The organism is Flavobacterium sp. Root420, from assembly GCF_001427905.1.
GTDB lineage: Bacteria > Bacteroidota > Bacteroidia > Flavobacteriales > Flavobacteriaceae > Flavobacterium.
In genome coordinates this window covers 81,027-102,665 of the sequence record NZ_LMEF01000032.1, presented here as the reverse complement: position 1 = coordinate 102,665, position 21,639 = coordinate 81,027, and the positions used below count along the sequence as shown (strand labels likewise).

The 21,639-nt window shown below is 30.5% G+C and carries 22 protein-coding genes; all 22 read right to left on the bottom strand.

The genetic code is table 11. The features are described 5' to 3' along the window. Positions 1-28 precede the first annotated feature (28 nt). Positions 29-835 carry a phytanoyl-CoA dioxygenase family protein gene (locus ASC72_RS20770; protein WP_056195416.1) on the bottom strand — a complete coding sequence of 269 codons (807 nt, stop codon included), beginning with the start codon at positions 833-835 and terminating at the stop codon, positions 29-31. A 1-nt stretch (position 836) separates the two neighbouring features. After that, the gene (locus tag ASC72_RS20765; RefSeq protein WP_056195413.1) at positions 837-1,502 is read right to left on the bottom strand and encodes an acetyltransferase; all 666 of its coding nucleotides are present in this window, start codon (positions 1,500-1,502) and stop codon (positions 837-839) included. Next, positions 1,499-2,113, bottom strand: a complete 615-nt coding sequence (locus tag ASC72_RS20760) for a class I SAM-dependent methyltransferase (protein WP_056195897.1) — start codon at positions 2,111-2,113, stop codon at positions 1,499-1,501. Before ASC72_RS20760 ends, ASC72_RS20765 begins: the two co-directional genes overlap by 4 nt. Next, the gene (locus ASC72_RS20755) at positions 2,106-2,804 is read right to left on the bottom strand and encodes a WbqC family protein (protein WP_056195410.1); all 699 of its coding nucleotides are present in this window, start codon (positions 2,802-2,804) and stop codon (positions 2,106-2,108) included. Before ASC72_RS20755 ends, ASC72_RS20760 begins: the two co-directional genes overlap by 8 nt. Before the next feature lie 6 nt (positions 2,805-2,810). After that, the gene (locus ASC72_RS20750) at positions 2,811-4,082 is read right to left on the bottom strand and encodes an ABC transporter ATP-binding protein (RefSeq protein WP_056195407.1); all 1,272 of its coding nucleotides are present in this window, start codon (positions 4,080-4,082) and stop codon (positions 2,811-2,813) included. A 61-nt stretch (positions 4,083-4,143) separates the two neighbouring features. After that, positions 4,144-5,010 carry an ABC transporter permease gene (locus tag ASC72_RS20745; protein WP_056195404.1) on the bottom strand — a complete coding sequence of 289 codons (867 nt, stop codon included), beginning with the start codon at positions 5,008-5,010 and terminating at the stop codon, positions 4,144-4,146. Between the two features lie 165 nt (positions 5,011-5,175). Further along, positions 5,176-7,143 carry a nucleoside-diphosphate sugar epimerase/dehydratase gene (locus ASC72_RS20740; RefSeq protein ID WP_056195896.1) on the bottom strand — a complete coding sequence of 656 codons (1,968 nt, stop codon included), beginning with the start codon at positions 7,141-7,143 and terminating at the stop codon, positions 5,176-5,178. An 83-nt stretch (positions 7,144-7,226) separates the two neighbouring features. Further along, on the bottom strand, positions 7,227-8,111 hold the full coding sequence (gene rfbA, locus ASC72_RS20735; protein ID WP_056195401.1) for a glucose-1-phosphate thymidylyltransferase RfbA: 885 nt from the start codon (positions 8,109-8,111) through the stop codon (positions 7,227-7,229). 55 nt (positions 8,112-8,166) lie between these two features. Next, positions 8,167-9,012 carry a dTDP-4-dehydrorhamnose reductase gene (rfbD, locus tag ASC72_RS20730; RefSeq protein WP_056195398.1) on the bottom strand — a complete coding sequence of 282 codons (846 nt, stop codon included), beginning with the start codon at positions 9,010-9,012 and terminating at the stop codon, positions 8,167-8,169. Continuing rightward, a complete protein-coding gene (gene rfbC / locus ASC72_RS20725; RefSeq protein ID WP_056195394.1) occupies positions 9,012-9,560 on the bottom strand; it encodes a dTDP-4-dehydrorhamnose 3,5-epimerase in 549 nt (182 codons plus the stop codon). The genes rfbD and rfbC overlap by 1 nt, the downstream gene beginning before the upstream one ends. 24 nt (positions 9,561-9,584) lie before the next feature. Continuing rightward, positions 9,585-10,724: a DegT/DnrJ/EryC1/StrS aminotransferase family protein gene (locus tag ASC72_RS20720; RefSeq protein WP_056195390.1), complete on the bottom strand. Its 1,140-nt coding sequence runs from the start codon at positions 10,722-10,724 to the stop codon at positions 9,585-9,587. A gap of 85 nt (positions 10,725-10,809) precedes the next feature. Next, positions 10,810-11,775, bottom strand: a complete 966-nt coding sequence (locus ASC72_RS20715) for a glycosyltransferase family 4 protein (protein WP_056195387.1) — start codon at positions 11,773-11,775, stop codon at positions 10,810-10,812. Positions 11,776-12,005: 230 nt separating this feature from the next. After that, the gene (locus ASC72_RS20710) at positions 12,006-12,902 is read right to left on the bottom strand and encodes an NAD(P)-dependent oxidoreductase (RefSeq protein WP_056195384.1); all 897 of its coding nucleotides are present in this window, start codon (positions 12,900-12,902) and stop codon (positions 12,006-12,008) included. A 1-nt stretch (position 12,903) separates the two neighbouring features. After that, complete coding sequence (locus tag ASC72_RS20705; RefSeq protein WP_056195381.1) at positions 12,904-14,076, bottom strand: glycosyltransferase family 4 protein; 1,173 nt, start codon at positions 14,074-14,076, stop codon at positions 12,904-12,906. Positions 14,077-14,087: 11 nt separating this feature from the next. After that, on the bottom strand, positions 14,088-15,227 hold the full coding sequence (wecB, locus tag ASC72_RS20700; protein WP_056195377.1) for a non-hydrolyzing UDP-N-acetylglucosamine 2-epimerase: 1,140 nt from the start codon (positions 15,225-15,227) through the stop codon (positions 14,088-14,090). A 48-nt stretch (positions 15,228-15,275) separates the two neighbouring features. Beyond that, complete coding sequence (locus ASC72_RS20695) at positions 15,276-16,394, bottom strand: NAD-dependent epimerase/dehydratase family protein (RefSeq protein WP_056195375.1); 1,119 nt, start codon at positions 16,392-16,394, stop codon at positions 15,276-15,278. Positions 16,395-16,402: 8 nt separating this feature from the next. Beyond that, a complete protein-coding gene (locus ASC72_RS20690; RefSeq protein ID WP_056195372.1) occupies positions 16,403-16,819 on the bottom strand; it encodes a WxcM-like domain-containing protein in 417 nt (138 codons plus the stop codon). A gap of 8 nt (positions 16,820-16,827) precedes the next feature. Further along, entirely contained in the window at positions 16,828-17,862 is a 1,035-nt protein-coding gene (locus tag ASC72_RS20685; RefSeq protein WP_056195370.1) for a polysaccharide biosynthesis protein, read from the bottom strand. Further along, a complete protein-coding gene (locus tag ASC72_RS20680) occupies positions 17,862-18,632 on the bottom strand; it encodes an AglZ/HisF2 family acetamidino modification protein (RefSeq protein WP_056195367.1) in 771 nt (256 codons plus the stop codon). The genes ASC72_RS20685 and ASC72_RS20680 overlap by 1 nt, the downstream gene beginning before the upstream one ends. A 2-nt stretch (positions 18,633-18,634) precedes the next feature. Then, positions 18,635-19,249: an imidazole glycerol phosphate synthase subunit HisH gene (gene hisH / locus ASC72_RS20675; RefSeq protein ID WP_056195364.1), complete on the bottom strand. Its 615-nt coding sequence runs from the start codon at positions 19,247-19,249 to the stop codon at positions 18,635-18,637. Then, positions 19,246-20,388, bottom strand: a complete 1,143-nt coding sequence (locus ASC72_RS20670; protein ID WP_056195361.1) for an N-acetyl sugar amidotransferase — start codon at positions 20,386-20,388, stop codon at positions 19,246-19,248. The genes hisH and ASC72_RS20670 overlap by 4 nt, the downstream gene beginning before the upstream one ends. Before the next feature lie 57 nt (positions 20,389-20,445). Then, positions 20,446-21,639, bottom strand: a complete 1,194-nt coding sequence (locus ASC72_RS20665; RefSeq protein ID WP_056195358.1) for a glycosyltransferase family 4 protein — start codon at positions 21,637-21,639, stop codon at positions 20,446-20,448.

Sequence of the window (21,639 nt, the reverse complement as noted above, 5' to 3'; positions counted from 1 at the left end):
GACATAACAGTTAACATTCATATTTTTTTTATCTGTTAAATTTATCATTTCTCCATTCAATATCGTTATCTGGGCTATTTGAACGGTAACCTAAAAATTTCGACAAATATTCATCTTCAGAATATTTTCCCTTTAGAGCTTTATACAAATTGATTTGTTGCTTTAAAATTGGAACAACGTATACATTATTAATTGCTCTTCTTATAAAGCCAGATGAATTGTATCCCGCTTTATGAAAAAGCATAGAATCAAATAAAATTACCGAACCTGCTTTTACAATTATTTGCTTACTATATTTTTCGACATATTGTTTTGATGGAATTGATTCTACTTTATGAGAATACGGCAAAACAAATGTTCCTCCTGACTCATTAGTAAAATCATCAATACAATATAAAGCACCTATTGCAAGCGGTTTTGAAATAGTAAAATTCTGATATGGTAAATCACGATGCCACGAACTTTGATGATGTTCTTCTTTTGGCATATTTATTATTCCATTTTGAAGATGCAAAATAAAATAATCCCCAATCATTTTTTCTATGACTTCAAGAACTCTAGAATTAGTAGCAATATTTAAAAAATACTCGTCATAAACTAATGGGCACCTTACTAAATTTTGCTCATTAATCTTTTTTAATTTCTCTTCACTGAATTGTTCTTTTTGTTTTTCGTAAATAGAGTCAAGTTTAATTCTGCAATCAGATAGCTCGACAGGATTCAAAATATCTTCCAATATGGAAAACCCATTTATTTGGAGTTCTTCGATATGGAAATCAAGCGAACTTTGAAGTTTGGTTTGCTTATTAACTCCGTATGATTTCTCAGTATCCATATTAAAGTTTTATTGAACTGCTTTTTTTATCCAATTTTATTGATCTGGTTGGTAAATAAACAGAAGCTACTTCTGTATTTTTTGTAATCACTGCTCCAGCGGCTACAAGAGTTTCGTTAGCTATTGTTACTTGATGTCCAATAGTAGCATTAACACCAATAAAACAATTAGGCTCAATAATGCAATGTCCTGATATTACTACATGTGAGCTAATAAAATTATGGTTTTTTATTACAGAATGATGTCCTATGTGATTTCCACTCCATAATGTAACATTATCACCAATTTTCACATAAGGCTGAATCGTATTGTCTTCAAGAATAAAAGCATTTTCACCAGGAGAAAATTGAGAAAGATAGCTGCAATGCGAACTAACATAAGAAGCGATTTTATAATTCATTTCTTTAGCTTTAAAATATTTTATTTCTCTTAGTTTGTTCATTTTAGCATAACTTAAAGCAATAAACATTTCAAACTCATTTGGAGAAAAATGTTTTTCAACATCATCAAAAGGAACTAATGGGAGATTTTCAAAAGTTGGAGATAAGCAATAATCTTTATCAACAGTAAAACCCACAACCTCATATGCTGAATCAATATCAAAATAATATTTAGCCAATTGAGCAATATCTCCTGTTCCAAATATGACTACTTTTTTTGTTTTCATTTTCTAACAATTATTGAAAATTCATAAAGATTATAATCGTGTAATAAAGCTACATTTTTTGAAAAATTCGTTTTGCAATAATCGAACAATAGTGAAGGATCTGCATAGTATAAATATTCTTTCATATATTCGATATCAGAATACTTAGTCAAAATATTGAAAGAAAACCCTTTTACACTAATAGCATCAATTTTTTCTAATGTTTCTAAAATATAAGTCAGCCAATCTTCATTTGTATTTTCAAGTTTTACATTAAATATACCACTTGCAATAACATAATCTGTTTTTTTGATCGGAAGGCTAGATGTCCATTTAGCGTTTTCTTGTGTAGGAAATTTATTTAATGCGGCGACGATCATTTCTTCAGCAACATCAAATCCAATATATTCGAATGAACTGTATTTTAAATTAAAATAGTCAAACATCGAACCGAATCCGCAACCAAAATCAAGAATTGAAAAATGTTCCTGTTCTTGAATTAAATTTGACAATACTTCAAATCGTAATTCCTGAGATTCAGGCGAATTCCAATCTACTCCTTGAGCAGTTGTCCCATGTTTCTTAATTTTTGATGTATAATACTCGCTTACTTGATTAATTATCTTATTCATTTCCAGCAATTTTAAAAAAATTAATCGCATTTTTTCCTTCACAAAAAATCAAATCTAAAACAGACACATAATGTTCAAATGGGTTATGCAATTGATTATATTCAGGATAACCTGAGTAATCAAAATAATGAACTTTTATGCCCGCTTTATCAAAAACTTTTTCATTCATATATGCTTTGGCAGCAGGACCTGAATAATAATCTGTCCCATCCAAGTTTAAGCAAAGATTTGCTAATCTTTCTGACCGCTCTTCTTTTAATTCGAATTCAGAAGAAAACCGAATATTTGATTTTATATTTAGTATTTTACAAATTGCTGAGATAAATTTAAAATTTATTTCAGTTAAATAAAGTGATGTCGAATTTAAATATAAATCTTCAAAAAAATCCTTATAATCATTAAAATTCTTAGATTTACTATAATTATTCTTAATACTATTCCAATGATCTATATTCCAATTTTTATCTGAAATTTTAGTTTCATTTATTTTTTGAAAATATTTACCTTTTACTTCAACAGGAATTGTCAGCCATTTATTGCCTTTAACTGTCCTAATAATATTTCTATTTCTCCAATCTCGACGAGTGAACTGCATATCGTCATATATTACAAATTCATCTGCTAATGCAATAGCATCAAAATAACCTTTCCAAGGAATATAATTGGATTGAGTAATAACAATTTTTTTCATCTCAAATTACTGTTTGATAGTCCAAGGTAAAGAAGGCCTTAGCATTCCATTAACCTTCCCTAAATAACCAGATTCTCTCTTTACATCTTTAACCTCAAAGGTCAATAGTTCTTCATCACTAAATAACTCCTTCATTTCATTAGTATGAAAGTAACAATATATTTGATAAACATCATCATTTAAAAAATTGGATGGAATTCGACAAGAAATATCTGTAATTTGATTAATAGAACATTCAAATTTACCTCCAGAGCCAAAGATAACATCCCCTTTAATGGTTAATAAATCATATCCTATAGATATTTTCGATTGGTTTGTCTGATTAATAATTTTTAATCTGAAGTCAATTTCTGAAGTCACATCAATAACATCAGTTGCATTTTCAGATGATACATTTTCGATTGCAGCATACATAATTTTAATATTTTCATTCCCTTTAGCAATATCAATTGAGTCGAAAGATATTAAACGCTCCGAAAAAGAGTTGCTTTGCAAATAATCTGATATAATCTTAGTAGGATCTCCAACTCCATCAATACTTCCGTTCTTCATACTAATAACTCGTGTACACAATGTTTCTACTGCTGCCATATTATGACTCACAAATAAAACAGTTCTTCCTTCTCCTCTAGAGATATCCTGCATTTTGCCAATGGCTTTCTTCTGAAATTCAGCATCTCCAACCGCCAAAACCTCATCGATTATCAAAATTTCAGGTTCGAGAAAAGCAGCCACAGCAAAAGCCAAACGAACGGTCATTCCACTACTATAACGTTTCACCGGAGTATCTATATAACGTTGGCAGCCAGAAAATTCAATAATTTCATCAAGTTTTGATGCAATTTCTTTTTTAGTCATACCAAGAATAGCTCCATTTAAAAAAATATTTTCGCGCCCAGTCATTTCTCCGTGAAAGCCAGTCCCTACTTCAAGAAGAGATGCTATTCTTCCCTTATATCTTATAATTCCAGTAGTTGGAGCTGTAACTTTTGAAAGAATTTTTAAAAGTGTAGATTTACCTGCGCCATTTTTACCAATTATCCCTAAGACTTCACCTCTTTCCACTTCAAAATTAATATTCTGTAAAGCCCAAACATAATCTGAAGTTCCTTCAGTAGAACGGTCATTGATTTCCCCTAATTTTAAGTATGGATTTTCTTTGCCTCTTATTTCATGCCACCAACGATTTATATCATGAGCCAAAGTCCCTGTTCCAACCGATCCTAAGCGATACTGCTTAGAAATATTTTCTACTTTTAATATTATATCTTTTTTCAATTTAACTTTAAATATTGTGAATAGAACAAAAAGGTTCGTTTTTTACTCTTGTTAATATTAACTAAACTGTATCAATAAAACTTTTTTCAGTTTTGTTAAAAACCAAAAGTCCAATAAAAAATACAGTTATTGTGAATAGTATTGTATATCCTAAACCTAAATATGAAATTTCTCCAACGTTTAAAAGCATATACCGAGAAGTTTGTATAATGTATGCCAAAGGATTATAATCAACAAGCCAACCGTATTGTGGCATTTTTTCCTTGATTAATTCCATAGGATACATTACGGCGGAAAGGTACATTAGCAACTGTATACCAAATCCAATTAAATTACTAAAATCACGATATTTAGTCACCATAGACGAAATTAACATTCCCAGACCTAAACCAAGAATTCCCATGACACCAATTAAAACAGGAAAAAACACGACATTGTTGTTTAAAATTAAATCTGCACCTTGTATATAATAAAAGCAGTAAAAAATTATAAATATAAAAAATTGTATTCCAAATTTAATCAAATTAGAAATAACAACTGATAAAGGTGTAATAATTCTGGGAAAATAAACCTTACCAAAAACACCTGCATTACCCTTAAAAGTATCAGAAGTCCCATTAAGACATGCTGTAAAATAATTCCAAACTGTTATTCCAGCTAAGTTGAACAAAAATGGTGGAATTGTTCCTGTATTTATACCAGCTACATTATTAAATATGATAGTAAATGTAACCGCAGTAAACAAGGGTTGAATTAAGTACCAAAGTGGTCCTAAAACTGTTTGTTTATAGACAGTAATTACATCGCGTTTTACGAAAAGCATTAATAAATCTCTATATTGCCAAACTTCCTTGAGATTAAGGGAGAAAAATTTATTTTTTGGCGTTATCTCAAACAGCCAGTCATTAGAATGATTAGTAGGGTTCATCTTATAGTATTGTATTTTTTTTATTTTGTCAAATGAAATTATAGGGCATTAATTTCTAATTAACAAGATTTTACACATTTTAAAATTGTTTAAAAAAACAAAAAGGCGTTTTTACAAAACACCTTTATATCATTTATTTTAAATTTAAAATATGACTCCGACTTTTTATTTATCCAGAACTTCAAAAGCAGAATTCATACTTTTAAATTCAGGAACTATTTTTTTCATTTTGGCCACAATGTCATCATTATCATAGAAATCGGCAATACCAATAAGTTCATCTACCTCAGTATGCAGATTTTCATATTCATCCTGAATTTCCTGTGCTATCATGATTTTGTTATGATAAGTTGGTAAGGTCTTAGAGGTATCGTTTAATAACTCTTCATAAAGCTTCTCACCTGGTCGCAAACCTACAATTTTTATCTTGATTTCTTTGTCCGGAATAAAACCTGCTAATTTGATCATTTTTTTAGCCAAATCTATAATTTTAACTGGCTTACCCATGTCAAAGATGTAAATTTCACCTCCATTACCCATTGCTCCGGCTTCTAAAACCAGCTGACAAGCTTCAGGAATTGTCATAAAATAACGAATAATATCCTGATGGGTTATGGTAACTGGTCCGCCTTCGGCAATTTGTTTCGTAAATAATGGTACAACAGATCCGTTTGAGCCTAAAACATTTCCAAAACGGGTTGTAATAAATTTTGTAGCCCCTCCGTTATTTTCACGTTGATTTTTCAGGAAAAGAGATTGTACATACTTTTCTGCAATACGTTTACTTGCTCCCATAACATTGCTAGGATTCACAGCCTTATCTGTCGAGACCATCACAAATTTCTTAACATGGTACTTGCATGATAAGTCAGCTAAATTCTTTGTTCCTTTTATATTTGTGAGAATGGCCTGCGAAGGGTTTTCTTCCATTAAGGGAACATGCTTATAAGCTGCAGCGTGAAAAACCACATGGGGATTATAACTTTTAAATACTTTTTCTAAGGCTTTTTTACTTCTGACATCACCAATTACCGCAACAATTTTTGCTTCAGAATTCATTCCTAATGTTTCTAAACATAAATTATGCAGAGGAGTTTCAGCATGATCTAAAATAATAACCGTCTTTGGATTAAAGCTTAGAACTTGTCTCACTATTTCACTTCCAATAGATCCTGCTGCTCCGGTAATCAGAATTGTTTTCTCTTTTAACTGTTTAGAAATTGACTTACTATCCAATACAATTGGTTTTCTTTCTAATAAATCTTCAATTTGAATGTTTTTTACTTTTTGAGAAATCTCCTTCTGATTTTCCCAATCCGAAATCAATGGGACAGTATAAACTCTATAGTTAAACTCCAAACATTGATCAACAATAATCAATTGTTCTTCTTTTGACAAACTTTTATCTGCTATAATTACACCTTCTGCTGCCACAGAACGCATTAAGGCAGGCAATTTTTTTCTCAAAATCAAAATAGGTAAATCCAGCATTCGTTTAGATGCATTTTGATTGTTTTTATCTACAAAACCAACAATTTTAAATCGGGAAGGAGTTTCAAATTTTAAAGCATTAGCTACTGAAATAGCATTAGCATCAGTTCCGTAAATTACCGTTCTAATTAGCTTAGTACTAGTTTTTTCAGAAAAATACAATTCAAAAGTTTGTTTAACGATAACACGATATAAAAACAAACCACAAAAGGATAAAACCAAATTGATAAAAAGTGCCGTATTTAAAAAAGCTTTGTGTCCAGTATATAATTCAAAAACTAAATTGAAAAATAAAAAAAATACTAAAACCGACATTTGAGAAAACAAAAGCTTTATTGCATCAATATAAGAAGAATGCCTAATAATTCCAGAATACGTTCTAAAGAGCCAAAAGAAAAATATATTTACAACTATTAAACTAGCAACAAAATAAAAATCATGCGAAGTAATTATGTAACCTAATGCAGTTCCTTCAAAGAGCATATAAGTAAACGTAAATGAGAAGATTAGAACCATTACATCAATGGCAATAATAATCCATCTAGGTAGATAACTAAGATTATTAATATTAGCTCTTAAATTTCGTGGCGACAAAGAGCTATGCAATATATCGGCTATTTTGGTTTGTTTATCTGTATTCAATTTTGACTGGTTTGATTTTGTATACATTTATGTTTTACAAAAATACAAATTAAAGGTTTTAAAAAATTATTTCTTGTAGTAATTTAGACTTTAACACCTTTTCTTTTTTGTTTTAAAAATTCAATTAAATAAGAGCCATATCCCGACTTGACTAAAGGTAATGCCAATTTTTCTAATTGGTTATCATTTATGAATCCCTGTCTCCAGGCAATCTCTTCAATGCAGCCCACTTTTAAACCTTGCCTTTCCTCCAGAACCTGAACAAATTGCCCTGCCTGCATCAGGCTATTAAAAGTACCAGTATCAAGCCATGCAGTACCTCTCCCTAAAATACCAACTTTTAAAGATCCCTTTCTAAGATATATTTTGTTTACATCAGTAATTTCATATTCACCACGAGCACTTGGCTTTATATTTTTGGCAATTTGTACCACAGAATTATCATAAAAATACAGTCCCGGTACCGCATAATTAGATTTTGGCTCCCTTGGTTTCTCTTCAATGGAAATAGCTTTCAGATTTTCATCAAATTCCACAACACCATATCTTTCTGGATCTGACACATGATATGCGAACACAACACCTCCTTCAGGTTTAGTATTTGATTTTAAAAGTTCTTGCATATTAGACCCAAAAAAAATATTGTCACCTAATATTAAGGCTACATCGTCATTACCTATAAAGTCCTCGCCAATAACAAAAGCCTGAGCAAGGCCATTAGGAATTGCTTGTTCAGCATAACTGAATTTGCAGCCTAAAGCAGAGCCATCTCCCAATAATTTTTTAAAATTTGGCAAATCATGAGGAGTTGAAATAATAAGAATTTCATTAATCCCTGACATCATTAAAGTTGACAATGGGTAATAAATCATTGGCTTATCATAAACAGGCATCATCTGCTTACTCATCGCTAAAGTTAGAGGATGTAAACGTGTACCAGATCCTCCAGCTAAAATAATTCCTTTCATAAATCTTATTTAGATTCCTGATCACTCAAACTTCTAAAATTCTAGTCTTAGATTTTTAAATAAACATTTTTTTTAAACTCTTTTTATAATCTGGCACATTTAAATTATAAGTTGCCTTAATTTTCTCTTTATTCAATAATGAAAACCTTGGACGTTCTGCTGGAGTGGAGTATGCCGAAGATGAAATTCCACCAACTTTGCAATTGTAATTCCCTAGTTCCTTTATTGAAAGAGCAAATTCATACCAGGTAATTTCCCCTTCATTCGAATAATTGTATATTCCAGGAATCCATCTCGAAAATTTAATAATATCTAGCATTGCTTGGACCAAGTCCGCTGCATAAGTCGGAGAACCTATCTGATCATTAACCACATTTATTTCATCTCTTTCCTGCATTAATCTCTGCATAGTTTTAACAAAATTGTTTCCAAACCTGCTATAAACCCAAGATGTCCTTATTATTATTGAATTGGGATTTTCTTGTAAACAAGCTATTTCACCAGCTCTTTTGCTTTTACCATACATATTTACAGGATTAGTCTCAGCATCTTCATCTAAAGCATTTGAAGAAGATCCATCAAAAACATAATCTGTAGATATATGGATTAATTTTAGATCATTTTTAAAAGCATATTTTGCAATTAATTCAACAGCTGAGTAATTAATTGTAAAAGCTAATTCTCTTTCTGTTTCAGCTTTATCAACTGCAGTATACGCAGCGCAATTAAACACAATATCTGGCTTAATTTTATCTAACTGAACCTGCAATAACTCTAAATTATCAAGAGTAATCTTTTTCCTGTCAGCAAAAATCCATTTGAATTCTGGGTAAAATTTAGATAGAACAGAAAGTTCAGATCCCAACTGTCCATTTGCTCCTGTCACAAGAATTTTTTTCACTAAAATAAACTATTACAATTTTGAATAAAAGGAAGAAACTGGTCTTTTTCTGAAACAATTGCATTCTCTAAATCCATACCCCAATCAATATTCAAAGAAGGATCATTAAATTTAATCCCTCCTTCAGAGGCTTTATTATAATATTGATCGCATTTGTAAAATACAGAAGCTGTTTCACTGATAACTGAAAAGCCATGAGCAAAACCTTTCGGAACTAAGAGTTGTTTTTTATTTTCTGAGGATAATAAAATACTAAATGATTTCCCATATGTAGGAGAATTTTTTCTTAAATCTACTGCAACATCAATGATTTCTCCATCAAGAACACGAACTAACTTGGTCTGAGCATAAGGTGGGTTTTGGTAATGCAAACCTCTTAACGTACTTCCTTTTGAAAACGATTGATTATCCTGAATAAATTCAATATGAATATCCAAATTTTCAAATTTAATTTTGCTATAAGATTCAAAAAAATGACCTCGTCCATCATCAAAAACTGTTGGTTTTACAACAATTAAATCTTTTATATATGTTTCTTCAATTTTCATATAAAACCTAATTCATATTAATTTTTAATTAAAAAAGTTTCTGATTGCTTTTTCAATTCTATTTTTATCTTCACTCGTAAGATTTGACCCTGATGGCAAACACAATCCTTTTTGAAACAAATTTTCAGCAATTTTATTTCCATAGTATAGGTGTTTTTTAAAAAATGGCTGCAAATGCATTGGTTTCCAAAGTGGACGACTTTCGATATTAGCAATCTCAAGAGCAAGTCTTAAACTTTCTCTATTTAAATTTCTTTTAATATTTGGCTCAAACAAAATAGTATTCATCCAACAATTAGAAAAATAGTCTTTATTGAGTGACTCAAAAAGCTCAACATACTCAATGGAATCAAAAATATCTCTATAAAAATTATGATTTTCCCTTCTTAATTTGACATTTCTGTCCAAAATTTTCATTTGCCCAAGTCCAACACTTGCACATATATTACTCATTCTATAGTTATAGCCAATTTCACTATGCTCATAATGAATCGCTTCATCTCTAGACTGGGTAGCATAGAAAATTGCTTTTTCTTTAAACTCCTTTGAATTTGAAATTAATGCCCCTCCAGTTGAAGTTGTAATAATTTTATTTCCATTAAATGAAAATATACCGAAAGCTCCAAACGTTCCGCATTTTTTTCCTTTATATGAACTTCCAAGTGCTTCAGCACTATCTTCAATAATAGGTATTTCATAGCGATCTGCAATTGCATGAACTTCATCTACTTTATATGGATTCCCATATAAATGAACTGTAATTATTGCTTTGGGTTTTTTACCCTTCTTAATTCTGTCCTTAATTGCGATTTCAAGATTTTCAGGACAAATATTCCAAGTATCCGATTCACTATCAATGAAAACAGGGACTGCTCCTTGGTATAAAATCGGATTGGCAGAAGCAGAAAAAGTCATACTTTGACAAATAACTTCATCACCAATTTTTATTCCTAATAAAATCAATGCCAAATGAATTGCCGAAGTTCCTGAATTTAAAGCGGTGATAAATAAATTGTCCGCAAGGTAATTTTCTATTTTCTTTTCAAACTCATCTACATGTGGACCTCCTGAGGTAATCCATTTTGTATCCAATGCCTTCTGAACATAGTCTTGTTCAAAACCACTTTGCTGTGATAAGGATAAATAAATTCGTTTATTATTCATTAATTTTCCAATAACTTGACAGAGTATGCCAACATTTGCTAAATGGTAAAATCGAAATTGAGATTACTTTAGATTATTTTACGAGTCATGCTTTTAATCTTAAATTACTTTTACTTAACAAATAAAACTTCAATGTGTATATTAAAAGTAATGGCGTTATTATAATTGCAAAAAGCAATACATCGTGAATTTTTTGATAAAGAAACACAACCAAAATCGAAATTCCTATTTGAACTAATGCATAATATAGTGACACAAGCCTATGCTGTATCTTATATTCATTACTTAAAACCTGATATAAATGCAATCTATGCGCCTCGAAAATATTTTGTTTTAAATACAAACGATGCATGATGGTACAAATAGCATCAACGCCATAAACAGCAATGAATAGAAGCCAAATAAGGGAATTTGTAATCAAACTAAGTTTCAAAACCAAATAAATTATCCAAAAAGCAATAGCTATACTTCCAACATCACCCGCAAAACATTTAGCTTTCTTTCTATAATTAAAAAACAAAAAGACTAAACTTGCAATCATTCCGTATCTTATTAAATTTCCATCTGTAAATAATTGCACTTTTGTATTAACATACAATAATGATCCCATCACAGCCAAAGTATAAAGCCCGGTTATACCATTAATTCCGTCCATGAAATTATAGGCATTGATTAATCCTATTGATAAAATGTAAGCTATTACAATTCCCCAAATCGGAAATAAATCAAACAACTGTAAGTCATAGAAAATCAGCGTGATGGAAATAAAATGAATAGAAATTCTTACTTTATTTGATAAACTCTGAATATCATCCCAAAAGCTTACTAAACTGACCATCGTTATGCCTACAAAAAAGAAATAATTAACCTGAATATGCTGTAAAAAATACAATAATGCAGCAAACCAAAAAATGATTCCTCCTCCCCGTAATGTTATTTCTGTATGAGAACTTCTCTGATTGGGTTTATCTATAATATTAAAGTGATTTGCCACTTTAAAATAAAGAAGCATTAATATCATTAAAAGAATTCCTAATATTATATATTCCATTATTTAGTTATAAAACTTATTATTTTTTCTACTCATCGATAAATAGCATTTGGAAGTATTTAATACTACTGCTAACTATATTTTTGATTTAAAGTGCTAAATTCTCAGTTAACTTTTGAATTGTTTCTGAATTAAAGGTAGTTTTATTAAATATTATTAATATCAATCTATAAGATTTTATCTCATGCAACTATAGTCAGTTTTGCAAAGTATTTTAAATTTAAACGAATTTAAAATACTTTTCTTTCAAAATATTCCAAAACGCTTTGCGGTTTCCAGCCAATTATCTCTCTGGCCTTAGAATCATCAAAGGTAAGATCTGAAGTTATTTTTTTAAATTTCGATGAATTAAATGGCGCTTTCTCTCCTAACATATCTCCAACAAAACCAATCATTCTTGCTATAAATACAGGTATGTTATATGGTGCTTTTTTATGTTTTTGCCTTGAAATAGCCATGCTCAGTTCATAAAAATCAGGATGAAACCCATCTGTTAGATTATAAACACCTCCTATCTTTGCAACTTTTGGTATAAAGTTGGCAACATCTTCTGAAAGCACAATACTTTTTCTTGCTTTTCCTCCTCCAATATTAAAATAATATCCTTTTTCTATTGCTTTTATCATTGCCCCTAAATTCCCTGGAGGATTTTCTCCTGCTAACAATGGCAAACGCAAAATCGTGCAAACAACATTATGTTTTTTACACCATTCCATTATCAATATTTCTGCTTTAATTTTACTTAGACCATAAGGATCTTTCGCTTGTGGCATCTGTTCTTCTTTTATCTCTATTCCAAATTCCTGCCCATAAACAGAAACCGAACTGATAAACACAAATTCTTTAGGTACTCCTTTATTTTCTAATCCTCTTAATAGATTTTCAGTTCCTATAACATTTACATCATAAAACTGTTTCCTTTCTGATTCTGTTTTAGGCACAGAATGAGCTTTCCCTGCTGCATGAATAACCATGTCAAATGATTGGACAAACTTAGGAACTTCTTTTTCTAAAGAAATTTTGTAATCCCCATAAGTTCTAGATAAGCTAAACAGTTCGTAATTGTTTTCTAGCGCTTTTGTAATTGACTTTCCTAAAAAGCCACTTATTCCTGTTATTAAAATCATATCAAAACTTATTTAAAATTATTTCTTTTAAAAATAAATCATTACAAGTATTAAATGAGTTTAATCCTTTAGCAACTATTTCTTTATTATCAAGTGTTAATCTATTAAAGAAATCAATCATGCTTTGTTCATCCCATTCAAATGACCATCCACAATTATATTTCTTAATGTAATTGTCAATTTCAGAATCAATATCCCCTATAAACAAAATTGGTTTTCCTGAGGCCATTAAATTATACGTTTTAGAAGGAACTCCTAATCCTTTCATTCCTTTTTTTAAAGTTATCAGTCCAATATCGCAAGAATTAAGAAATTTTAATTGTTCATTTCTAGGTCTTGACCCCAATAAATAAACATTACTAATGTTTTCCTTTGAAATCAAATCGCTAATTTCATCTTTAAGTGCTCCATCTCCAATTATTGTTAATACTAAATTGGGATTTTCTGATTTTTTAAAAACAGTAATAAATTCAACAATCCCCTGAACTCTTCCCAAATTTCCAGCAAATCCAATTACTATTTTATCTTTAACATTTTCATTTAAATAACCTGACTTATCAAAATCTGCAATTGGTTGAATATCATCATCCGCCCAATTTGGTATAATGTCAATTTTCTTTACTTTATTATTTGTTTTAGAGATCAACAATTGTTTCATGTCCTCACCCAAAACTATTAGTCTGTCAGCCTGTTTAAATGAATAATTAAACAACTTTGAAATGAATTTAAATTTTAAACTATTTTCAGTAAGCATACCCGCTGGAACTAAATTTTCCGGATATACATCATGAACGAGAATTTCTAGATTAAATCTTTTTATTTTCTTAATTAATGATGTTGTTAAAATTAAAAAAATTGGATTTGTTACTTGTATAACTCTATCTCCTTTTTTAACATTAAACAATATAAAGAAACTCATTTTAAAAGTTAACAAAAGAAGTTTCAAAACCCTTTCTAATAAATTATTTTTATCAAATTCAGGAAGTGAAACTCTATGGACCATGATATTTTCATTTAATCCACTATCATTAGTATGATAGCTTTTTTCATATCCAATTGGCCCTGCCAAAACACTAACTTTTTGTTCTTTAGCAATTTTTTTTGCTACATCTGTCAATATTTGAGCTGTTGAAACTTGATCAGGATAAAACAGTTCCGAAATAATCCAAACCATTTTTTTATTTTTTATATCTCGCTCCAAACCACTCTTTTAATATAATCGGTATAACTCAAGATAATTCTAACCATTTTTTGTGATACATTCGGCATAGAATAATCAGCTACTGGCCTAAAATTACGCTCAACCCCTCTTTTTTGCGTTTTTAATTCAGTTAATCCCTGCATAATTCTTTCTGGATTCAAACCAACCATCATAACCGATGTTTCTTCCATAGCTTCCGGACGTTCGTGAGCATCTCTAATATTTAAGGCAGGAAAATTTAATGTAGAAGATTCTTCAGAAATAGTACCACTATCTGACAAAACAGCATACGACTTCATTTGCAATGCATTGTAATCATTAAATCCCATTGGCTTCAGGAATTGCACTTCGGAACGCATCGCAATTTGTTTAGAATCAATCATCTTTTGGGTTCTTGGGTGTGTACTCACAATAATAGGATAGCCATATTTTTCGGCAATCAAATTAAGTGTCTTCATTAAACCATTAAAGTTTTTGTCACTATTGATATTTTCTTCTCGATGTGCTGAAACAACAAAATATTTATTTTCTTCTAAATTGAGTTTACTTAAAATAGTAGAAGCTTTAATTTCAGGCAAATAATGATTCAATACTTCAAACATTGGAGAACCAGTTTTAATGATTCTATCCGCTGGCAATCCTTCACGCAGTAAATACTCACGCGCAATATCACTATAAGTCAAATTTACATCAGAAACATGATCAACAATTTTTCGATTTGTTTCTTCCGGAACTCTTTGATCAAAACAACGGTTTCCTGCTTCCATATGAAAAATTGGAATATGTCTTTTTTTGGCTGGAATAGCACACAAGCAACTATTTGTATCTCCTAAAACTAGGAAAGCATCTGGTTTTTCTGACTCCAATAAAGGATCTATTTTAATTAAAATCTGACCAACTGTTTCTGTAGCAGTAGCACCAGCTGCGTTCAGGAAAAAATTTGGTTTACGAATCCCCAAATCATCAAAAAATATTTGGTTTAATTCATAGTCGTAATTTTGACCTGTGTGAACAATTATATGTTCAATTGCTTCAGAGGCGTCTAAAGCAGCCATCACTCTTGATAATCGTATAATTTCTGGTCGTGTACCAACCACGGTCATTACTTTTAATTGTGTTTTCATTTTTATATTTTCTTTTACCTAAAAAAAATGGCTTAACTTAAGTCAATATTATACATTCTCAAAATATGTATCCGGATCATTAGGATCATAAAATTCATTAATCCAAAAATTGGTATACAAAATTTCACCACCGATATTTTTTATATTATGAGTGAACCAAATAGGCATATCTACATATGCTGGTTCATTTCCATCCAAATAAAAATCCAATACTTCATCAGTACCAATACGACGTAATTGAATTAAAGCTTTCCCTTTAATTACTGCAAAACGTTCAATTTTTCTTGTATGATAATGATTTCCCCTTGTAATTCCGGGAACAGTTGTTGAAAAAGAAACTTGCCCGCCAACTCCCAATCGAATAATTTCTACAAAAGATCCTCTCGGATCAGTATGTTCTACAAATTTTACTGGAAAGTGATTTTTTATGTCCATATAGCAACGAAAAGTATTGAATAAATTCAATTCAAATGTATTATCTATATTTGGTATCACTCCTTTCTCCTGATATTCTGATTTGTATTTTTCTAACAAACTCAAAATCTGAGAAACTTTAGATTCAGAAGTATGCTGTACTACTATTTCATGTCCCCCTTTTTTACTTCTAATTTCAGAAAGAATAGCATCAACTAATTCTCCAACATAAATTAATTTTAAATCACCATCTACATCAATAGCAGGTGTTTCATTATGTGATAATTTGTGGCAAAAAGTAGCTATGACTGAATTGTAATTTGGATGCCCGAAAGGTCCAAAAACATTAGGAATAATCATTCCGGTAAATTTTCCTTCTGAACTCTTTACCCAATCAATCATCAATTCTCTTCCTGCTTTCTTAGATTTTCCGTACAAATTATCTCTTTCTTCCTGAGTTGATGAAGAAAAAAGAACATGAGCTTTACTATTTGTTGACTTAAGGGAATTGACTAATTTTTGAACTAAACTAAGATTAGTATCATAAATAACCTGGGGATCATTATGACGATTCATAGCTGCTAAATGAACAATTACATCGCATTGTGCCACAAAATCATTTAATTTATATTCATCTTCAAAATATTCCTTTTGAAAATCAATTCTATCAAATTCTTCGTTATACAATCCAAGTGTATTATATAAATGTGTACCAACAAACCCTGCCTGACCAGTAACTCCTATTTTTAACATATTTGATTTTAAATTTTAAAATAATCAATATCGTAACGATATTCATCTTTATTTTCACTTAATAAATAATCCGCCATTACTAATAATTTAGAGTCTGATTCTAAAGATTGAATACTACTTATATATCCTTGAGGGACATGAAGTATATTTAACTTTTCAGAATCAATTAAAAAAGTTTTTATCTCTAAACTTTTAGACGGATTCTCCCAATCATCTATTTTAATTAATTGAATTTTAAATTGTCCACAGATAGCAGAAAACCATCTTTGCTCAATTTTATGACCTTGCCAGCCTCTAATTAAATCATTGCTTTTATTTTGAATTATATAAATTCTTTTAACAACTGAAGAGTTAAATTCATTATTATAAAACAAAAGTCCGCGGTGATCGGAGTGGCAATTACCTGAAATTAATTTAGGTTCCATATAGTATTTTATCCAGGCATTTGAACTACATCTTCGCCAAAAACTTCTTTTCGAATTAATGGTAATGTTGATAATAATTTCTTCATACCTTCTACACCTTGTTGTTCAGTATTGTGTGAATGATAATCCTCAATTAAAGAAATATCTTCTTCCCCTTCAGAAAAATATTGTGCATAATTCAAATCACGGTTATCAGCAGGAATACGATAGAAATCCCCCATATCTTCAGCTTTAACCATTTCTTCACGAGTACAAAGTGTCTCGTAAAGTTTTTCGCCATGACGCGTTCCAATAATTTTTATTTCATTACTTGCATTACAAAGTTCTTTTAGAGCTTGTGCAAGATCACCAATAGTTCCTGCTGGTGCTTTATTTACAAATAAATCACCTGGATTACCATTTTCAAAAGCAAATAAAACTAATTCTACTGCCTCATCTAATGACATTAAGAAACGAGTCATATTTGGATCTGTAATAGTAATTGGATTATTTTCTTTAATTTGCTTTAAAAACAAAGGGATTACTGATCCTCTAGAAGCCATAACATTCCCATAACGAGTTAGGCAAACTGTAGTGTCAGTCAAATTTCTAGAAGCAGCTACAGCTACTTTTTCCATTAAGGCTTTTGAAATCCCCATTGCATTAATGGGATATGCAGCTTTGTCAGTACTTAAACAAATAACTCTTTTTACTTTGTTAATTCCAGCAGCATCAATTACATTTTGGGTTCCAAAAACATTCGTTTTCGTTGCTTCCAAAGGAAAAAACTCACACGAAGGAACTTGTTTTAATGCTGCAGCATGAAATACATAATCTACACCACGCATTGCACGCTCCACACTATTATAATCTCTTACATCACCTATGTAAAATTTAAGTTTATCATTTTTCAATTGATTTCGCATATCATCTTGTTTCTTCTCATCACGAGAAAAAATCCTAATTTCTTTAAAATGATCGGTATGTAAAAAACGATTTAATACTGCATGCCCAAAAGAGCCAGTTCCTCCTGTTATAAGAAGAATTTTATTTTGTATTTTCATTATTGATTTATTTTGAAAATCTTGTTCTTTTCTTTTTGTGATGGATAATTTATCAAAACTGCTTTATACGGACCTTTAAATACAAATAAGCTTCCTGCCGCGACACCTATTACTCCATGTTTGTCAATAACCTTTTCAATATCTTCTAAAGAGCCAGCGCCGCCTAAAACTGTCATTGGTAAAGTAATCTTCTCTCTAACTTTGTCTATTAAATCTAGATCGTATCCCTTCATAAGACCATCTTTGTCAATTGAATTTATAACAATTTCACCTGCTCCTAATTTCTGAGCCTCTTCTACAAATTTAAATGGATTAATTCCTGTAGCTTTTTTACCATTATGTGTATATACCTCGTAACCTCCAAGCAATTTTTTTTTGACATCTAAAACTACAATAACACTTTGAGCTCCTACCCGGTCCGCTATACTTGTAATTAATTTGGGGTTTTCCAATACTGCAGAACTTAATGCAATTTTCTCGATACCTAAACTAAAAATGCGCTGAGCTTGTTCGATGTTTTTAACACCACCTCCATAGCATAACGGCATCATAGATTGATTTGCTAACCGTTCAATTAAACTGTAATTTGGTTCTAAACCTTTCACAGTCGCATCTATATCAAAAACAGCTAATTCATCGACTTCTTTTTCGTTGAATATCTTTACTGCATTGATTGGGTCACCAACATATTTCGGATTTTTAAAATTTACAGTTTTAACTAAACCATTTTCATGAATTAATAAACTTGGAATTATTCTTGGTCTAAGCATGTTTATAATTTTGCAAAATTATGTAATAAGGTTTCTCCAAAACTGTGACTTTTTTCAGGATGAAATTGAATTCCATAAACATTATCATGATTTGTTGCACATGTAAATTGACCACCGTACTCAGAAGTCGCCAAAATATCACTTCTATCATTACAATGAAAATAATATGAATGTAAGAAGTAAAATAAAGCATCTTTTTCTAAGCCCTCAAAAAGTGGATTAGCTGAGATAGGCTCGACATCATTCCACCCCATATGCGGTAATCTGGTAACTTGCTTTATTTTTGATTCATCAAACTTTTTAACTGTAGCGTTAATCCACTTTAGTCCTTCTGAAGTACCTTCATCACTTGAATTTGCCATCATTTGCATACCCACACAAATACCAATTACAGGGATTTTTTTAATCAAAACCAGCTCATTTAACTTATCAAGCATCCCAGATTTAATTAATTCATCCATTGCATGATCAAAATGACCGACGCCTGGTAAAATTATTTTTTGAGCGTCTTCTAAATCAGCGGCTGTTTTGGCGATTTTCGTTGGTACATTCACTCTTTTATATACGTTAACAAACGCATTAATATTACCGACACCATAATCTATTATCGTTATCATCTAAATAGTCTTTTTTCCAAACCAAGCTTAGTCATAATAACTGCACCCATATTTACTATATGTTGTTTGTTTTTATAATCCTTGAAAGTTTTATTTTCGCCTTCAAAAATCTCCTGCAATTGATCAACTGTTAAATCTAATTTGTGAGCAACATATTCAAATTCTTGCTTCAAAGTAAACTCGTCCAATTCCGGCTTTGAAATTCTTTCCAGCGCCTCATCTCTTGTCATTTGATTAGTTAAAATCAAACTCGAAAAATGTGCTCTTCTTTTTTCATAACCAAATTTTCTTGGCATCCAGTAATCTTCATAAAATCTCGTAAAACGAGATTCATGGTGTTTATGTTGAAATTTTTCCCATCCAAATTTTTCAAATAATAGTTTTTCTGCATCATCTTTATAAAAAGGATATAAATCCAAAGGCTTAAAAACCTGCATACCAAGAAAGTAACGGTAAAATATCTTATATGTTAATACGTCCACAAGTGGAAAAGTTTTTAACGGCTTGGATCCAAATTTAGAATGTATATCTTTAATTAAAGTCGTATCGATACCAATAGACCCCCCCCATTCTCTTGGTTCTCTACAACATTCAGTTGATATATTAGACCCTGTAACTACATATTTTATCTTATTTTTTCTAGCAAACTTGTATAGAGACGAAAAAAAAGCGTAATCTTGAGGTAAATCCTGATCGGCAATTTGAGATTTTAATAATGCTACATGCAAATCTTTCATTTCCTCCCAGTTAATTACTTCAGTATATAAATCTAAACCTAAACCATTAACCAATTTTTCAATATTACTAACTGCTTGTCTTGTGTTCCATCCAGCATCCACGTGAAATAACAATGGTCTTAAACCCATAACTTCTTTTGCAAGATACGCAACATAAGAACTATCCAAACCACCACTTAATCCGATAATACAATCAAAGTCCTTTCCTTTTCCTTCTTTTTTAATTTTTTCAGCCATTTTCATTAACTCAATATGCCCTCGCTCATCTGGATGCCAATTAGGCAACATATTGTTATGAAAATTATGATAATAATCTGACACTCCATTTTCATCAAAAATAATACTAGGATCTGAAGTATCCATAATTGTTTTTGTGCAAATTTGATATGTTTTTTGCTTCATGATATAGTTTATTTATATAATATTAAATTAATTACTCATATAAGTAATTAATACTGTTTAAATTTGATTTGTAGTATTAGAATAGAAATAGTTAGGAGCTATTGCTTTCTTAGCTATTTCAAAATAAGAAAATTTATTAATTCCATGATTTATTGCAACATCTTTCATTTTATCATAAAGAGTTTGGTCATTAAAAATCCTCTCAATTGTTTCCTTTAAAACAATAGCGTCAACACTTTCGAGAAATAGGCAATTTCCGCCAACATCAACATGTCTCATTCCTTCCCACAGCTTAAAAACAGTCGGTACACCTAACCCAACAGCTTGTTCCCATAAAACAGAATGAGTACCAGGAAAAACCGCTAAATCAGCAGAAAGCAAATATTTATAGGAATCCTGAACAGATATCCATCCAATATAATTAATACTACTACAAGATGCAAATGACATAATTTTTTCTTTCATTTCCTCTGTAACACTACCAAACACAATTAATTTAATTTTGGGATTATTTATTAAACTAACAGCCTCCATTAAATAATGAATATTTTTCCTCTCATCAATTTTACCACCGGTTACAATAATAAAATCATCCTTCTCAAATTTTGACTCTTCAATGATAGTATCTCTATATTTATTTCTGTTTATAATATCAATCTGAGTATGATCAGCGCCAAGAACAAGTAAATCTATTTTTGACGCCGGGATTTTATATACGTCTCTATAAAAATCGACTCGTATTGGGAGAACTCCGTAAAATTTTTCCGTAAAAGGTTCAATCATTTTTGCACACTTTCTATAAATGATCTTATGAAGAATATTTTTCGAAATCCAATTAGTCCCACTGTTTATAAAATCTGTATGTCCATCAACAAAAATTTTAACATTTTTATTTTTTTGAGCATATTTGACAATCTCCTTAATACTCAAAAATTGACAATCGTGTAAGAAAATAATATCAGGCTTGAACTCCTCTATATTTATTTTTATATAATTATAAAAACGAAGTTTTTTCATAATAAATCTCGGTAAAAATTTAGCATACGGAACCCTTGATACTAAAATACCGTCCGAATTATAATACTTGCCAGATTCTGTAAACCCTAATAAAGAATTATTTATGAAAGTTTCTGTTGATGCTAATATTCTAACATCGTGCCCTTGAATTTTGTGCATCTTAGGCAGCACATTTTCCTGATAGCTATAATTATCTATATAGAAAGCTGCTAAGCAGCAATGTAATATTTTCAT

Coding starts and splice junctions, on each gene's coding strand:
- rfbA (WP_056195401.1), bottom strand. CDS start 8,111: ATGAAAGGAATTATTTTAGCTGGAGGATCTGGTACACGTTTACATCCT.
- ASC72_RS20755 (WP_056195410.1), bottom strand. CDS start 2,804: ATGAAAAAAATTGTTATTACTCAATCCAATTATATTCCTTGGAAAGGT.
- ASC72_RS20665 (WP_056195358.1), bottom strand. CDS start 21,639: ATGAAAATATTACATTGCTGCTTAGCAGCTTTCTATATAGATAATTAT.
- ASC72_RS20720 (WP_056195390.1), bottom strand. CDS start 10,724: ATGAATAATAAACGAATTTATTTATCCTTATCACAGCAAAGTGGTTTT.
- ASC72_RS20745 (WP_056195404.1), bottom strand. CDS start 5,010: ATGAACCCTACTAATCATTCTAATGACTGGCTGTTTGAGATAACGCCA.
- ASC72_RS20690 (WP_056195372.1), bottom strand. CDS start 16,819: ATGGAACCTAAATTAATTTCAGGTAATTGCCACTCCGATCACCGCGGA.
- ASC72_RS20765 (WP_056195413.1), bottom strand. CDS start 1,502: ATGAAAACAAAAAAAGTAGTCATATTTGGAACAGGAGATATTGCTCAA.
- hisH (WP_056195364.1), bottom strand. CDS start 19,249: ATGATAACGATAATAGATTATGGTGTCGGTAATATTAATGCGTTTGTT.
- ASC72_RS20705 (WP_056195381.1), bottom strand. CDS start 14,076: ATGGTTTGGATTATTTCGGAACTGTTTTATCCTGATCAAGTTTCAACA.
- ASC72_RS20710 (WP_056195384.1), bottom strand. CDS start 12,902: ATGATTTTAATAACAGGAATAAGTGGCTTTTTAGGAAAGTCAATTACA.
- ASC72_RS20680 (WP_056195367.1), bottom strand. CDS start 18,632: ATGCTTAGACCAAGAATAATTCCAAGTTTATTAATTCATGAAAATGGT.
- ASC72_RS20715 (WP_056195387.1), bottom strand. CDS start 11,775: ATGGAATATATAATATTAGGAATTCTTTTAATGATATTAATGCTTCTT.
- ASC72_RS20685 (WP_056195370.1), bottom strand. CDS start 17,862: ATGAAAATACAAAATAAAATTCTTCTTATAACAGGAGGAACTGGCTCT.
- ASC72_RS20670 (WP_056195361.1), bottom strand. CDS start 20,388: ATGAAGCAAAAAACATATCAAATTTGCACAAAAACAATTATGGATACT.
- wecB (WP_056195377.1), bottom strand. CDS start 15,227: ATGAAAACACAATTAAAAGTAATGACCGTGGTTGGTACACGACCAGAA.
- rfbC (WP_056195394.1), bottom strand. CDS start 9,560: ATGAAAATTGAAGAAACATATATAAAAGATTTAATTGTTGTAAAACCA.
- ASC72_RS20760 (WP_056195897.1), bottom strand. CDS start 2,113: ATGAATAAGATAATTAATCAAGTAAGCGAGTATTATACATCAAAAATT.
- ASC72_RS20695 (WP_056195375.1), bottom strand. CDS start 16,394: ATGTTAAAAATAGGAGTTACTGGTCAGGCAGGGTTTGTTGGTACACAT.
- ASC72_RS20770 (WP_056195416.1), bottom strand. CDS start 835: ATGGATACTGAGAAATCATACGGAGTTAATAAGCAAACCAAACTTCAA.